Raw genomic sequence first — 15,623 nt, 5'->3', positions numbered from 1 at the left:
AGTGCACATTCATTCGTCGGCCCTAATCTGTTCAACCAAGAGCGCTTCGAGGGCGCTACGTCAGAGACACATGGAGACTGACTATGAGAAAGCTTGTTATTGCGGCCGCCGGTCTCGCGACGCTGCTTGTGAGCGCGCCCGCCTTTGCAGACGGCGTCTACTTCGAATTCGGCGGTGGCGGCCCGCGTTACTATGACGATCAGCCACCTCCGCGCTATTACAGGCATGGTCCGCGCTATGCCTATGATGACGAAGACTATGATTACGATCGTCCCCGTTACGCATCGCGGCAAAGATGCTGGGAAGAGCCTTACCAGAAGAAGAGCCATCATCACTATATCACCAAGTACCGGACCGTCTGCCGGGATCGTTGATGCTGGCGTCTGATAACGCCTGAATTTCCTGATGGCGCGCCATTTGGCGCGCCATTTCTGCTTTGGGACGCTTTGCGCTCTTGGCAGATGCTCGGTTATCCGAAAGCGCAAAAAGGTGATTGGCCCAGAAGCCTCGCCTGGGGTAGGACTCCGCCGATGATTGCCTGCCGCCGGAGTGCCTAAGTGTCGATTGCCGATATTTCGTTATTGAGCGCCCTTTTTGCGGGCGCGCTATCGTTCTTGTCTCCTTGCGTACTGCCTCTCGTTCCGCCCTATCTTTGCTATATGGCTGGCATTTCCGTCGAGCAATTCCGCGGTGGCAACGCGGTCGCCGTTGTGCCGAACGGCCGACGGGACGTTTTGTTTTCAGCCCTTTTCTTCACGCTCGGATTCGCCACCGTTTTCGTCGCCCTCGGGGCCGGGGCATCCAGCATTGGTATGGCGCTTCGCCAACATCTCGATCTGCTGGCGAAGATCGGCGGCCTGATCATCATCGTTATGGGTCTGAATTTCCTGGGGATCTTTCGGATCGGCATCCTGGCCCGTGAGGCGCGTTTTCAAGGCAGCGGCAAACCGGCGACATTGACCGGCGCCTATGTGATGGGCCTAGCCTTCGCCTTCGGCTGGACGCCTTGCATCGGCCCCGTGCTCGGCGCGATCCTTGGCGTTGCGGCTTCGCGAGAAACCGTCGGCTCGGGTGCCGGTCTGCTGGCCGTCTATTCCCTTGGTCTTGCCATACCTTTCTGGATTGCCGCAGGCTTTTCCGGTGCCTTCATGGGCTTCCTGACGCGCTTCCGCCGACATCTCGGGACTGTCGAGAAAGTTATGGGAGTATTTCTCGTCCTAACTGGTCTCGCTTTTATGTTCGGTTTCGTCAGTGATGTCGCAATCTGGTTCCAGCAGACCTTTCCAATCCTGATGAAAATCGGCTAAGCGGAAAACCGCCCTACAGAAATTTGCATTGGAATAATGGTTGTCCGATATCGTCAGTCTGCTTCTGCCGTTCTTCGGCTTGATCTTCATTGGCTATATCGCAGGCAAAGTGACGAAGCAGCCGGCCGGGGCGCTCGGCTGGATGAACACCTTCATCATCTATGCCGCCCTACCCGCGCTCTTCTTCAAGCTAGTCTCACGCACGCCCTTCGAGGATCTGACGCGCATCGATTTCATTGCTACCGACCTCGCGGCAACCTATTCAATCTTCGTTGTGCTGTTTGCGATCGGCCGATGGGTCCGGGGCAATTCGCTGGCAGACTGCACAATCCAGTCCTTTGCCGGTGCCTACGGCAATATCGGCTATATGGGGCCAGGTCTCGCCTTGCTGGCGCTCGGTGAAAGTGCGGCTGTGCCGGTGGCGCTGATTGTCTGCCTGGAGAATGCGTTGCATTTCATCGTCGCTCCGGCGCTCATGGCGGTGGCTGGCGACGACCGGCGCTCCGTTGGTCGCCTGGCGATCGATATCGCTCGGAAGGTGGCTTTTCATCCCTTTATTCTATCGACAGCCCTCGGCTTTGTTGCCGCCGGCCTGCACGTCGATCAGCCGCTTGCATTCCAGCGCTTCGTCGACTATCTCGCGCAGGCTGCCGCGCCGTGCGCCCTCTTTGCAATGGGGGTGACACTGGCACTTCGGCCATTGAAGCGCGTGCCTGTTGAGATCGGCTACATCGTTCCGGCAAAACTGATCATTCACCCGATCGTCGTCTATCTTGCCCTGACCACCGTCGGTGGCTTCGACCCTATCTGGGTCTATGCGGCAGTGCTGCTCGCCGCATTGCCGACGGCGACCAACGTGTTCGTCATCGGACAACAATACGGCGTCTGGCAGGAGCGTGCTTCGGCGACGATCCTGATCACGACGGCGCTATCCGTCGTGACCGTCTCGGCCGTCCTGATTGCGATCAAATCAGGCTTTCTTCCGGCTTAGTCTTTCCCTGATCGCGCCCGGAATGTCGCGGAAGCCGCGCCCTGGCTCGATGCCCTCTCGCATGACGATGCTGCGCAGCGGCGGCAGCGCCGAAAGGATATGCAGGCCGGCAGCGCGCATCATCTGAACCGGCAGGAAATCGGACAGCAGCGAGCGATTGAGAAGATGGACGCTTGCCGTACGGGTCATGATATCGGCGCGACGCTTGCGATCGAACTGGTCGCCGGCATCGGCAGCGATCGGCAGCTCAGGCCGCGTGCACAGAATATCCGACAGCGTCAGCACATCGCGCAGGCTGAGATTGAGCCCCTGTGCGCCGATCGGTGGGAAGACATGCGAGGCTTCGCCGATCAGGGCAATTCGTCCCTTGCCGGAGCGATGGGCCATCATGCCTGACAGGGGCCAGAGCTGCACGCCCTCTTCGACCGTCACCTTGCCGAGCAACGACTGCATACGCTCCTCGACGACGTTGCTCAGTTCAACAAGCGAGAGTTCATTGCGAGCCACCGCATCGGACGGGTTCTGAACCCATACGAGGCTTGAGCGATTGCCCGGCAGCGGCACCTGCGTAAAGGGGCCGCTTTCGGTGTGGAACTCCGTCGAGATATTTTCGTGCGGCAGCGAGTGCTGGAAATTTAACACCATGGCCGATTGCGGATAGGACCAGGTCTTCACATCGATACCAGCAGTCTCGCGCACCTTGGACTTGCGCCCATCCGCGCCCACCACGAACGAGGCCGACAGGACTTCGCCATCGGCAAGCGTAATGGTCACGGAATCGGCACTGATATCGATCAGGTCGGCAAACGAGTTGAAGCACGTGATGTTGCCTTCAGCGGCAATCGCGGCTTCCAACACTTCCATCAGCGCCTTGTTCGGGAAATTGTAGCCGAAGGCTTCGAGATCGAGTTCAACGGACCGGAAGGTGGTGACGGGAGCCCGCAACAGGCGATTCGTGCCGTCGATGATCCGCATCGTCGAAAGCGGAGCGGCCGCCGGACGCAGCTTTTCCCAAAGGGTCAACCTGTCGAGGAAACGGATCGACTGATCCATGAGCGCGGTCGTGCGCCTATCCTGGCCTGATGACGGCGGAGCAACGAGAGCAACGTTGCGTCCGCCGCGAGCCAAGGCGATAGCGGCGATCATGCCGGCAAGGCCGCCACCGATCACCGCGATTTCAAAAGTCTTCATTGCACCGTTCCGTCAAATTCCTTGACGGCGATCCGGTGCTTACGCAGCCGGCTTCGCCTGACGGCGCCAACTATAGCCCTTGCCGGCGTCCGCGTCACGCACAGCCGGTTGATAATGATGCGGAATCCCCGGCAGACGATGTTCCGTGAGACGCTTTATCGCAGTCTCGTTGGTGACGGCGAAGCTGTCGATGCCGACCCGTTGCATCAGCGGAATCTGGTCGATCAGCACGTCCCCGACGGCGCGCAGTTCGTTGGTATATCCCAGGCGGTCGCGCAGCAGGGACGCGTGGCTGAAGGCGCGACCGTCATTGAACGCCGGGAAGGCAACAGCGACAATCTCCAGGCGATAAAGGTAGGGCTCAAGCTTGCGAATGTCGTCCGCCGGCTTGATCAGCACGCCGAAGCCGACCTCATTGCTCTCGTCGGCCTTGGCGATCAGCTCGTCCAGGGTAAGGAGGGGCTTCTGTCCCTCGCCCGCCTTGACCTCTTCCGTCTCGATCACCCAGGGATCGTTCTCGACGAAGCCGGTTTCTCTCCAAATCTCGGTCATCGTCCTCTCCTTAGGCCGCTTCTGCCGCTGAACCATAGAGCGCGTCCTTGAACGGCTGCGGACCAACGCGACGATAGGTTTCGAGGAATATTTCCGACGGCTCCTTGCGGATTGTCAGATAGGTATTGACGATCGTTTCGATCGCGTCGGTCACCTTGTCCGGCTCGAAGCCGCGACCGATGATCTCGCCGATCGACGTATGCTCGTCGCTCGAACCGCCAAGCGTGATCTGGTATAGCTCAGCGCCCTTCTTTTCGACGCCAAGCAGGCCGATATGGCCGACATGGTGATGGCCGCAGGCATTGATACAGCCGGAGATCTTGATCTTCAGCTCACCGATTTCAGCCTGGCGATCCGGATCGCCGAAGCGCCGGGAGATTTCCTGCGCAACGGGGATCGAGCGCGCATTGGCAAGCGCGCAGTAGTCCAGCCCGGGACATGCAATGATATCGGTGATCAGACCGGCATTGGCTTCGGCAAGGCCGATGGCAACCAGACCGCGATAGACAGCCTCGAGATCAGCAAGTGCCACATGCGGCAGAATCAGGTTCTGCTCATGGCTGACGCGAACTTCGTCAAAGGCGTATTCCTCGGCGATATCGGCCACCGCATCCATCTGGCTGTCCGAAGCATCGCCCGGAATGCCGCCGATCGGCTTCAGCGAGATCGTCACCATGCCGTAGTCGGGATGCTTGTGCGGCTGCACGTTCTGCTGCACCCAGCGGGCGAAAGCCGGGTCGGCCTTCTTCCAGCGAGCCAGGTTTTCCCATCCTTCGGCACGGTCAGGCAGAGCCGGCGGCGCGAAATATGTAGCAATCGCTTCGACATCGGCCTCGGGTAGCTTCAGTTCGGAGTCCTTGAGTTCCGCGAACTCGGCCTCGATCTGACGGGTCAGCTCTTCCGTGCCTGTTTCGTGCACGAGGATCTTGATGCGAGCCTTGTATTTATTGTCGCGGCGGCCGTTGAGATTATAAACGCGGACGATCGCGGTCGTGTAGGACAGCAGGTCCTCTTCCGGCAGGAAGTCACGGATCAGCTTGGCGATCATCGGCGTGCGGCCCTGGCCACCACCGACGTAAACGGCAAAGCCGATTTCGCCCTTCTCGTTCTTCTTCAGATGCAGGCCGATGTCGTGGACCTGGATCGCCGCGCGGTCGCGCTCGGCGCCGGTGACGGCGATCTTGAACTTACGCGGCAGGAACGAGAATTCCGGATGGACAGAAGACCACTGGCGCAGAATTTCGGCGTAGGGACGCGGATCGGCGACTTCGTCGGCTGCAGCGCCGGCGAAATGGTCGGCGGTCACGTTGCGAATGCAGTTTCCCGACGTCTGCAGAGCGTGCATTTCGACGGAGGCGAGCTCGGCCAGCGCATCCGGGATCTCGGACAGCTTCGGCCAGTTGAACTGCAGGTTCTGGCGGGTCGTGAAATGGCCGTAGCCACGGTCATACTTGCGCGCGATATGGGCGAGCATCCGCACCTGGCGCGAGCTCAGCGTGCCGTAGGGAATTGCGATACGCAGCATGTAGGCGTGAAGCTGCAGATAAACACCGTTCATCAGGCGCAGCGGCTTGAACGCATCCTCGGCAAGCTCGCCGGAAAGGCGGCGCTGGACCTGGTCGCGAAACTGCTCGACGCGCTCGGCGACAAAAGCGTGGTCAAATTCGTCGTAACGATACATCTGCTTCCTCAGACTGCGATGAATGCGGGGTCGGCGGGCTGGTAGCCCGGCGCGTATTCCATGGTCGGACCCTGGGCGCGAATGCGCTCGCGAAGACGCAGCGGCCAGAGCACGCCATCGGTCTCCTGAACCTCGACGACGGCGACGTCCACCACCTGGTTGTCGGCATAGGACTTCTTGCCGATCGCTTCCAGAGCCGCGACGGCCTCGGCGTGACGAGCCACAAGGGCTTCCTGCAGCGAGGTAACCCATTCGCCGTTGGCGTTCAGCCAGACGGCGATGCCATCCGTCAAGCGGTTGGCGGTGAGAACCTTGTCTACCATGTTCAGCTCCTTGCAAATTCCTCGGACCGGGCGCGTTCGCGCACAAGCGGTTCCGACAGTTCGAAATTGGCGCCTGCGACCGCATCGCCGATAATAACCATGACCGGACCGGTCAACTCGTCACGGTGCTGCAGGTCGGGAAGATCCCGCAGAATACCATGCAGCAGGCGGCGATCGGAACGGCTTGCATTCTCAATGACGGCGACGGTCGTTTCCGCAGGCAGGCCTGCCTGCATCAGGCGCTCGGCGACGGATGCCGCGACGGTGCGACCCATGTAGACGGCGATCGTTGCGCCCGAGACCGCAAGGCTCGCCCAATCCGGCAAGACGTCACCGGTCAGATCGTGGCCAGTGGTGAAGACCAGCGACGACGCCACGCCCCGCAGCGTCAGCGGCAGTTCGAAATCGGCGGCAGCGGCGAAAGCCGACGTGATGCCTGGTACAACTTCATAGGAAATGCCTGCAGCCCGCAGTGCAGCCATCTCCTCGCCTGCCCGGCCGTACACGAGCGGATCGCCGGACTTCAGACGAACCACGCGCTTGCCTTCGCGACCGAGATGCACGAGCAGATCGTTGATCTCTTCCTGGGACTTCGAATGGCATCCCTTACGCTTGCCGACAGACAAACGCTCGGCGTCACGGCGGCCCATATCGACGATTTCCTGCGGCACGAGGGCGTCGTAGACGATGACATCGGCCTCCATCATCACACGCTGGGCGCGCAGCGTCAGCAGATCCGCGGCACCGGGACCGGCGCCGACGAGCCAGACGTGGCCCTGGACCTTTTCGGCGGACTGCAACAAGCCATTGGCCGCACGCCGCGCCTGCGGCAGGTTCTCGTTCGCGACAGCATCGGCGACAGCGCCTGAGAAGAAGCGGCGCCAGAAAAGGCGGCGGGCAGCGCCCTTGGGCACAATCTGCTCGACAGCCTTACGGTAACCGATCGCGAAATCGGCAAGACGACCGAGCGACGGCGCAAGCAACTGATCGACCTGTGCACGGATCATCTGCGCCAGAACCGGGCCGGCACCTTCTGTGCCGATAGCGACGGCCACCGGCGCACGATTGACAAGCGCTGGCGTGAAGAAGTCGCAGTAATCAGGCTGATCGACGGCATTGGCCGGCACCTTCTCGGCGCGCGCCGCCTCAACGATGGCGCGATCCTGCGCAGCATCTCCGGTCGCCGCGAAGACGAGTGTTGCTCCGACGATCTGTTCGGCAGCAAAGCCTGATCGTACGGTCTCGATCCGGTTGGCGATCAGAAAGGCATGGTAATCGGCCTCAGGACGGTCCGTATAGGCAACGATCCGCGCCTGGGTATTGAGGAGCAGGCGGACCTTGGCGAAGGCCTCGTCGCCATTGCCGAAGACAGCCGCGATCCTGCCTTCAACGCGGAAGAAGGCAGGAAATACCGACAGTTGTTCAGTCTTGGGAGACATCATCAATCCATTTCGAAGTTGCCGGAATATGCACTCTCTGCCCAACCAAATGAAGAAACAGAAATTCCAATGCCCGCGCGGGCGCGTATTCTTTTACTCGGTCTTCCAATGATTTGAGTAAAAGTCACCGGTGCGGCGCAGCGGACACACCTGCGTCTGCCGCAGCGCAGCAGAAAGACTGTGACAAATCCCGCTCGCTGTCGAAATCGGCGTTTGCCTCGCCTGCCGCTGCCGTTAGAGTGCAGCCACCAAGGAGAACGCCATGCCCGATAAGACTATCGCCGCCCGCCTGCTCAACGTCATGGAAAAGGAGATCCTGCCGATGACCGAACGCGGCGTCGCTGCCGGCAACAAGGTGTTCGGCGCCGCGATCCTGCGCAAATCAGATCTCTCGCTCGTCATCGCAGAGACCAACAACGAGCTTGAAAATCCGCTGTGGCATGGCGAGGTGCACACGCTGAAGCGCTTCTACGAACTGGGCGAAAAGCCGGCCACCAAGGATCTCATCTTTCTGTCGACGCACGAACCCTGCACCATGTGCATGTCGGCTATCACCTGGGCCGGGTTCGACAATTTCTACTATTTCTTTAGCCACGAGGATTCGCGCGACGCCTTCGCCATTCCGCACGACCTCAAGATCCTGAAGGAGGTTTTCGGCCTGGAACCGGGCGGCTACAGGCGCAGCAATGCATTCTGGAACAGCTTTGCCGTCGCCGATCTGGTTGAGACCGAAGACGAGCATTTGAAGGCCGAGTTGAAGGCACAGACTGCGCGCATCAAGGCGCGTTACGACACGCTCTCGAACAGCTACCAGGCATCGAAGAGCGACAACGACATTCCACTGAACTGAGTGACCATGGAAGCCTCCAAAGACATTTCCCGCCTGATCGAGATCATGGCCGCGCTGCGCAATCCCGAAACTGGCTGCCCGTGGGACATCGTCCAGACCTTCGAGACAATCAAGCCCTACACGATCGAGGAAGCGTACGAAGTCTCCGACGCGATCGAGCGCAATGACATGGACGACCTTTGCGAAGAGCTGGGAGACCTGCTGTTGCAGGTCGTTTTCCACGCACGCATGGCGGAAGAGGCAGGCGAGTTCTCATTTGGCGACGTCGTCGAGGCGATCACGCGGAAAATGATCCGCCGGCATCCGCATGTCTTTGCCCGTTCCGATGCAGACACGCCGGATGCGGTGAAGAAGCAGTGGGATGATATCAAGCAGGCCGAAAAACGCGAGCGCGCGGAACGACGATCCAAGCGCGGCCTCGGCGAGGATTTCAACGCTGGTTTCCTGGGGTCCGTCCAACGGAGCTTCCCTGCCCTCACCGAAGCGTTGAAGCTCCAGGAGCGCGCCGCAAAGGTGGGATTTGATTGGTCCGCTCCTGAACCGATCCTCGACAAGATCGAGGAAGAGATTGGCGAACTGCGCGTTGCGCTGGCTGATGGGGATCAAGCAAAGGTCAGCGATGAGCTCGGCGATCTTATCTTCGCGGTCGTCAACATTGGCCGGCACGTAAAGGCCGATCCTGAAGACTCATTGCGGGGTACTAACACGAAGTTTCGCCGACGTTTCAATCATATAGAAACGGTTCTTGATGCAGAAGGCGAGACACTGGAGGCTGCGAGTCTGGAGCGGATGGAGGAAATCTGGCAGGCAGCGAAGGCAATCGAACGGCGGCTGGGCTGACCCCAGGACACCTAGCGCGAAGACAGTCGCTTGCGGAAGCGCGAAGCCGGTCGTCCCGGCGGGCTTGCGTTAGCGCTCCCAGTCCTCTTTAGCGGCTTTCGTCCCGTTGCCAAGGCGACGTTCCAGTTCGACCGCTTCAGCTTCAGACAGGCGCACGTCAAGTGTGATGGAGCCGTCTTCATTGTCTTCGCGGCTATCGACAATCGCATGATCGTAAAGCCACGGCAGCAGCGCGAGCCTGTCGACAGGCAGGCGTACTGTCGCCTCCGTCAGCACGCCCGACAGCCTGCGGCTGATCTCTCCCATTAGCGTATCGACGCCCTCGCCGCTGATCGCGGACAGGGCGACGACGTTCTCGGCACTACTTGCCTTCTGCACGATCGCATCGTGCGCTTCCGGCTCAAGGCGATCGATCTTGTTCCAGACTTCGATGATCCGCTTGTCGCCCTCTTCCTCGTCGATGCCGAGGTCCTTCAAGATGCGGAGCACGTCGGCACTCTGCGCCTGATTGTCGACGTCGGACATGTCGCGGACATGAAGGATCAAGTCCGCTTCCAACACCTCTTCCAGCGTCGCGCGGAAAGCGGCGACAAGATGGGTCGGAAGGTCCGAAATGAAACCAACGGTGTCTGAGAGGATCACGGTACGGCCATGTGGCAACTTCATCCGGCGCAGCGTCGGGTCGAGCGTTGCGAAGAGCATATCTTCGGCAAGCACGCCTGCACCCGTGATGCGGTTAAAAAGCGTTGACTTGCCGGCGTTGGTATAGCCGACGAGCGCAACGATGGGATGTGGCACCTTCTTGCGCTTCGCGCGATGGAGTTGGCGCGTGCGCACCACCTGCTCAAGCTCACGCTCGAGCTTGATGATACGGTCTTGCAGCAAACGGCGGTCGGCTTCGATCTGGGTTTCACCGGGACCACCCATGAAGCCACCGCCACCGCGCTGGCGTTCAAGGTGGGTCCAACTGCGGACCAGACGGCCCTTCTGGTAATTCAGGTGCGCCAGATCGACCTGCAGCGTGCCTTCCTTGGTCGACGCGCGTCGGCCGAAGATCTCAAGGATAAGACCGGTGCGGTCAATAACCTTGGCGTTCCATTCCTTCTCGAGATTGCGCTGCTGCACTGGTGTCAACGGGTGATCGACGATCACGAGGCCGGAATCGTTGGCATCCAACGTTGCCTTGATCTCTGCGATCTTGCCGGTGCCCATCAGCGTCGCGGGCCTCGGATCGTTGACGGACACGATAGTGCCGTGCACGACATCAAGGTCGATAGCCTGGGCAAGGCCAGTCGCCTCTTCCAGGCGACTTTCTGGTGTGCGTGTAACCAGGGGCGTAGAATCGCCGCCTCCCCGCCCAGCACGCGGCTGTTTGAGCACAGGCACGACAACAGTCGCGCGCATATCATCCCGGTGCTTTAAAGCTTCCGGGATGATCGAATCGTTCTTGGTATCGCGTGTCGAGATAATTGCAGGTCCCGTTAGGAGGCGGCTTCTTCGTTTTCGAACATCTGCATCGGTTGGCCGGGCATGATGGTCGAGATTGCGTGCTTATACACGAGTTGCGAATGGCCGTCACGGCGAAGCAAAACACAGAAGTTGTCGAAGGACGTAACGACGCCCGTCAGCTTAACGCCGTTAATGAGAAAAATTGTCAGGGAAATCTTTTGCTTGCGAACAGTATTGAGAAATAGGTCCTGCAAATTCTGAGAACGTTCCGCCATCGCGCCGCTTCTTTCTTTATTGCCGGCTTTGTTTTGCCGGTGGAATACTAATCAACCTCGCCTGCAGGCAGCTGACAACCCTCATCCCCTCTGCCCAGAAAGTCTTGGTATCAAATCGCAATCTTTTCCGCAACGTCGAAAAAGGCTTCCCGGATTTTCTGGGAGACACTGCCGGGATGGCCATTTGCGATCGTTTGCGCATCGATCGACACAACCGGAAAGCAGATGCTCGTGGCAGCTGTGATGAAGACTTCGCGTGCGGCGAGCATCTCCGCGACCGAGAATTTCCGCTCCTCGATTCTCACTCCCAGCTTGGCTACCACGTCGATCAGCGTCGTGCGGGTGATGCCGCGGAGGATACCGCGGTCGGCCGGGCGCGTAACGAGTGTGCCGTCACGATCGACGATCCAGACGTTGGTGGCGGCTCCCTCCTTCACCATGCCGTCCGCGTCGACATAGATCGCTTCCTGCGCACCGGCTTCTTTCGCCTGCTGGCGCGCCAGGGTGTTCGGCAGGAGGCCGACGGACTTGATGTCGACTCGGTCCCAGCGATTGTCCGCAACCGTGATCGCCTTGATGCCCGTCGCATTCTTTTTCGCGATAACAGAGGGATCCGTGCTCTTGGCGGTGATCACCAGGGAGGATGGCGTTCCCTCGACTGGAAACACATGGTCACGTCGCGCAACACCGCGGGTGACCTGCAGATAGAAGAGGCCGTTACGAACCCGATTGCGTCGCACAGTTTCGCGAATAACTCGAGTCAACGCATTGCGGCTCATCGGCCAGGCAATGCGCAACTCACCCAGTGACCGCTCCAGCCTGTTCAGGTGGCGGGTAAGATCAACAATATAGCCGTGTCTTATCTCGCAGACTTCGTAGACGCCGTCAGCGAACTGATAGCCGCGGTCTTCGATATGGACCATCGCATTCGCGTGTGGGACATAGCGGCCGTTTACGTAGGCTATTCTGGGCATGGAAACCTGTGCGTGGATATGTGCGGGAAAATGGGAGACGGCGCCGCAGCGCCATCTCAATCAAACGCCGAGCGACTTCAGCTTGCGGTGCAGAGCCGAGCGCTCCATGCCGACAAACTCCGCCGTGCGCGAGATATTGCCGCCGAAGCGATTGATCTGCGCAATCAGGTAGTCCTTCTCGAACATTTCGCGCGCTTCGCGAAGCGGCAGCGTCATGATGTGATAGTCGTTCTTCGCCGAGACTTTCGGAAGCATGTCGCCGAGGTCGGTCGGCAGCATTTCCGCCGTAATAGGCGCATCAGGGCCGTCCGAACGGGCGAGAATCATCAGCCGCTCAATGTTGTTGCGGAGTTGGCGGATGTTGCCCGGCCAATCATGGGCCTGCAGCACGGCCATCGCGTCATCGCCGATCCGGCGCGGGCGGATGCCGGCCTGCTCGGAGATCTGCCGCATCAGTTGGTCGACTAGGAACGGAATGTCCTCGCGCCGTTCGGCGAGTGCAGGCACGCGCACCGGTACGACGGCAAGGCGATGATAAAGATCTTCCCGGAACCAACCCTCGGCGATGCGGGTCTCCAGGTTGTAGGCTGTCGACGATATGATCCGAACATCGACCTTCACGCGCTTGGAACCGCCGACGCGCTCGAACTGCTGATCGACGAGAACACGCAGGATCTTGTTCTGCGTCTCTCGCGGCATTTCGCCGACTTCGTCCAGGTAGAGAATGCCGCGGTGCGCCTCTTCCAAGGCGCCGATCTTGCGCGGCTGGCCCGGAGAGCCTTCCGTACCGAAGAGAGCGATCTCCATGCGGTCGGGCGTGATGTTGGCGGCGTTCAGCGCCACGAATGGGCCGTTTGCACGCGTCGACTTCTTGTGGATCATACGCGCGACGAGCTCTTTGCCGGAACCCGACGAGCCGAAAATCATGATGCGGCTGTTGGTGGGCGATACCTTTTCGATCGTCTGGCGGAGCTGCGAGACTGCAACGGAGGTACCGATAAGCTCGACCGGATCGCCGGCCTTGCGCTTCAGTTCAGAGACTTCGCGCTTGAGCTTTGAATTCTCAAGCGCGCGCTCGGCGATGAGGATCAGTCGGTCGGCCTTGAACGGCTTTTCGATGAAATCGAAGGCCCCTCGCTTGATCGCCGACACGGCGGTCTCGATGTTTCCGTGGCCGGAGATCATGACAACAGGAATGTCCGGGTGCCGTGTCTTTATCTCGTCGAGCAACGCCAGACCGTCGAGCTTGCTGCCCTGCATCCAGATGTCCAGAAAGATCAGCCGCGGGGCGCGATCGGAGATCGCAGCCAGCGCACTGTCGCTATCATGTGCGGTGCGGGTCTCATGTCCTTCATCAGACAGGATACCGGAGACGATCTCGCGGATGTCGTGCTCGTCATCGACGACCAGAATATCAGAGGCCATAAACGCTTTCCTTGTCACTTGCGGCCAGGGCGGACGGCGCGGCTTCCAGACGTGGCAGTTGCACGCGGATCATAGCCCCTCTTCCCTGGTCGAAATCAGCGGGCGCATCGTGAAGTTCGAGCTGCCCGCCATGTTCCTCAATAATCTTCTTGACGATCGCTAGTCCGAGGCCCGTGCCCTTCTCGCGCATCGTCATGTAGGGTTCCAGAATTCTGTGGCGGTTCTCCACCGGTAGACCGCGACCGTTATCAATCACATCGACGGTAAAGCGGTCGCGTACCGGGTCGAGCGAAGCTCTTACCAGGACCTTGCGCTCGTCGCGTTCTCCGCTCGGCACCGCCTCGATCGCTTCAACCGCATTCTTGATCAAATTGCCGAAGGCCTGACCAAGCATGCGGCTGTCGAACTGCCCTTCCAGCGGCTGGTCACCCAGTTCCTGCAGGAAGTTCACATGACTATTGCCCATCTCGCGCAGGAACACGGCATCGTGCAGGATCTTGCGCAGATCGCTTGGCTCCTTGGTCGGCTTCGGCATCCGGGCGAAGGAAGAGAACTCGTCTACCATGCGGCCGATGTCGCCGACCTGCCGGATGATCGTTTCCGTGCACTGATCGAAGACGCTGCGGTCATCCTGGTTGATCTGTTTGCCATAGCGGCGCTGGATGCGTTCTGCTGACAGCTGAATCGGCGTCAGCGGGTTCTTAATCTCGTGGGCAATACGGCGAGCGACGTCGCCCCATGCGGTCGAGCGCTGCGCGATGACAAGGTCAGTAATGTCATCGAGCGTAATGACATAGGATTCGCTCATGTCGCGCACTTCTTCGCGCGTGACCTGCACGCTGAGCGTCCGGACGGTCCCGGCTCGGACAAGGGCAATCTGCTTGCGGAAATCGCCGCGGTAGCGGGATGCGGCTTCCGTCAGGACCTGGTCGACTTCAGGTGCGATCTCGGAGAGTTGCTTGCCGAGCATCTCTGAGGCCGAGAGGGCCATCAGCGCTTCCGCCGAACTGTTGACGATTGTGATCCTGCGGTCGTGCTCGACGCCGATAACCGAGGCCGTGACGCCGGAAAGGACCGCTTCGATGAAGCGTCGACGGTCGTCCACCTCATCCTTGGCCTCCAGAATTTCATCACGTTGCGTGCGAATTTCCGAGATCATCTTGTTGAAAGTACGTGACAAGTTGGCAACGTCGCCGTCCACAGCATGAACGGGAACAATGATATCCATGTTGCCAGAAGCGACACTGTCGGCGGCTGTAATCAACAAGCGGATCGGACGCACGATGCGGTCGGCGACGGCGATTGCTGTCCAGATGGCGGCCAGCAGAACGATCAAGGCAAAGCCGATGTACAGAACCGCGAAGGCGATCTGCAGCGAGAAGCGCCCCGCCTCCATCGATTTGTACTCGGTGGCGTTCTCCTCCATCATCCGCATGGCGCCCATAACCTTCGGGTCCACGGCGCGAACAGTGTAGAGAAACGCCCCATCGATCGCCTCAAGCTTGATGATGGCGCCGACGAGGTTGGTGATGCCTGGCGGGATCAGGGTCGGCTGTCCGGCGGCCGCCTTATCCAGAGCGTCCTGAGGAATCGCCGGCAATGGCTTCTCGGTCTTGATATCGGCCTGAATGATCACAGAACCGTCAGACTGGACAAGGAAGGCGCCAAGAAGCCCGCGTCCACGGGCCTGCCGAGTCATAAGGTCGGAAAAGCCCGTGCGATCGAGATTGAACAGCGCTCGGTTGCGTTCGAGGTCATTCGCCATCGACACCGTCTGGCCTTGCAAGTAGCTCGCATTCTCCATCATGTAGGCCTGCCCGATATTGCGGGAGGAACTGATGATCGACTGCGTCCGAAGCGCAAACCACCGGTCGAGGCCGGCGTTCAGCGTGATGCTGGCGAAGATGGCGACGAGGATCGCCGGAGTGATCGCGACGATCGAGAAAAGTACAACGATGCGGATGTGAAGCCGCGCCGCCGCTCGCCCGCGTTTGCGTGCCTTGAGCAGGCGAGAGACCTCGCGCGCGATCAACGCCATTAGGCCGAGCACGAAGAACGAGTTCACGACGACCGAGGTGACCACGACGTGATAGGTCGGCGCGATAGGTGTCAGCCCCAGCAGCACGAACAGCGTCAGCGTGGCGCAGAGAAGCGCACCACCGGCAAGAATCAGGCCCGGCAGCGCAAACAGGGCACGGCGATCGGTCACTGCCGTGACAGCTTCGCCTTCCGCCGGCGGCGGCACTGCATCCTGTTCCATTCGCTTAATTCTCCTGGCGGCAGACACTCGCTTCCGCCGCTCCCGCGGACAGGCGCGGAAACCGTC

Annotated in this window: 15 protein-coding genes; 5 read left to right on the top strand and 10 right to left on the bottom strand. The window is 60.0% G+C overall.

Annotation, left to right across the window (positions count from 1 at the left end):
- The first annotated feature begins 83 nt into the window (after positions 1-83).
- The 3 genes from FHX16_RS19310 to FHX16_RS19300 all read left to right on the top strand — a co-directional run bounded on the left by FHX16_RS19310 (position 84) and on the right by FHX16_RS19300 (position 2,298).
- Entirely contained in the window at positions 84-374 is a 291-nt protein-coding gene (locus FHX16_RS19310; protein ID WP_183756905.1) for a hypothetical protein, read from the top strand.
- 183 nt (positions 375-557) lie between these two features.
- Entirely contained in the window at positions 558-1,307 is a 750-nt protein-coding gene (locus FHX16_RS19305; protein WP_114712656.1) for a cytochrome c biogenesis CcdA family protein, read from the top strand.
- A gap of 40 nt (positions 1,308-1,347) precedes the next feature.
- Entirely contained in the window at positions 1,348-2,298 is a 951-nt protein-coding gene (locus tag FHX16_RS19300) for an AEC family transporter (protein ID WP_183864204.1), read from the top strand.
- Here the strand turns inward: FHX16_RS19300 and FHX16_RS19295 are convergent.
- From FHX16_RS19295 to cysG, 5 genes are read right to left on the bottom strand one after another with little or no spacing between them, the layout of a single operon-like run.
- Positions 2,278-3,489, bottom strand: a complete 1,212-nt coding sequence (locus FHX16_RS19295; protein WP_183864203.1) for a UbiH/UbiF family hydroxylase — start codon at positions 3,487-3,489, stop codon at positions 2,278-2,280. The genes FHX16_RS19300 and FHX16_RS19295 overlap by 21 nt on opposite strands.
- Before the next feature lie 39 nt (positions 3,490-3,528).
- Complete coding sequence (locus FHX16_RS19290; RefSeq protein ID WP_183864202.1) at positions 3,529-4,041, bottom strand: DUF934 domain-containing protein; 513 nt, start codon at positions 4,039-4,041, stop codon at positions 3,529-3,531.
- A gap of 10 nt (positions 4,042-4,051) precedes the next feature.
- A complete protein-coding gene (locus tag FHX16_RS19285; protein ID WP_259129727.1) occupies positions 4,052-5,722 on the bottom strand; it encodes a nitrite/sulfite reductase in 1,671 nt (556 codons plus the stop codon).
- Between the two features lie 8 nt (positions 5,723-5,730).
- Entirely contained in the window at positions 5,731-6,045 is a 315-nt protein-coding gene (locus tag FHX16_RS19280; protein WP_016553863.1) for a DUF2849 domain-containing protein, read from the bottom strand.
- 2 nt (positions 6,046-6,047) lie between these two features.
- The gene (gene cysG / locus FHX16_RS19275) at positions 6,048-7,484 is read right to left on the bottom strand and encodes a siroheme synthase CysG (protein WP_183864227.1); all 1,437 of its coding nucleotides are present in this window, start codon (positions 7,482-7,484) and stop codon (positions 6,048-6,050) included.
- 262 nt (positions 7,485-7,746) lie between these two features.
- Here cysG and FHX16_RS19270 point away from each other — a divergent pair, with 262 nt between their 5' ends.
- On the top strand, positions 7,747-8,334 hold the full coding sequence (locus tag FHX16_RS19270; protein WP_183864200.1) for a nucleoside deaminase: 588 nt from the start codon (positions 7,747-7,749) through the stop codon (positions 8,332-8,334).
- 6 nt (positions 8,335-8,340) lie between these two features.
- A complete protein-coding gene (mazG, locus tag FHX16_RS19265; RefSeq protein WP_183864199.1) occupies positions 8,341-9,174 on the top strand; it encodes a nucleoside triphosphate pyrophosphohydrolase in 834 nt (277 codons plus the stop codon).
- A gap of 69 nt (positions 9,175-9,243) precedes the next feature.
- Here mazG and hflX read toward each other — a convergent pair whose 3' ends face one another.
- The 5 genes from hflX to FHX16_RS19240 all read right to left on the bottom strand — a co-directional run bounded on the left by hflX (position 9,244) and on the right by FHX16_RS19240 (position 15,557).
- The gene (hflX, locus tag FHX16_RS19260) at positions 9,244-10,578 is read right to left on the bottom strand and encodes a GTPase HflX (RefSeq protein ID WP_183864198.1); all 1,335 of its coding nucleotides are present in this window, start codon (positions 10,576-10,578) and stop codon (positions 9,244-9,246) included.
- Between the two features lie 77 nt (positions 10,579-10,655).
- Positions 10,656-10,898: an RNA chaperone Hfq gene (gene hfq, locus FHX16_RS19255; RefSeq protein WP_064692060.1), complete on the bottom strand. Its 243-nt coding sequence runs from the start codon at positions 10,896-10,898 to the stop codon at positions 10,656-10,658.
- 110 nt (positions 10,899-11,008) lie between these two features.
- Positions 11,009-11,872, bottom strand: coding sequence for a D-amino-acid transaminase (locus FHX16_RS19250; RefSeq protein ID WP_183864197.1), 864 nt, complete (start codon positions 11,870-11,872; stop codon positions 11,009-11,011).
- A 60-nt stretch (positions 11,873-11,932) separates the two neighbouring features.
- Positions 11,933-13,297, bottom strand: a complete 1,365-nt coding sequence (locus FHX16_RS19245) for a sigma-54 dependent transcriptional regulator (protein WP_183756917.1) — start codon at positions 13,295-13,297, stop codon at positions 11,933-11,935.
- A complete protein-coding gene (locus FHX16_RS19240) occupies positions 13,287-15,557 on the bottom strand; it encodes a PAS domain-containing sensor histidine kinase (RefSeq protein ID WP_183864196.1) in 2,271 nt (756 codons plus the stop codon). The genes FHX16_RS19245 and FHX16_RS19240 overlap by 11 nt, the downstream gene beginning before the upstream one ends.
- Between the last annotated feature and the right edge of the window lie 66 nt (positions 15,558-15,623).

It is taken from the genome of Rhizobium sp. BK661 (genome assembly GCF_024808825.1).
In the GTDB taxonomy this organism is placed as follows: Bacteria; Pseudomonadota; Alphaproteobacteria; order Rhizobiales; family Rhizobiaceae; genus Rhizobium.
This window is presented reverse-complemented; position numbering and strand designations above follow the sequence as displayed.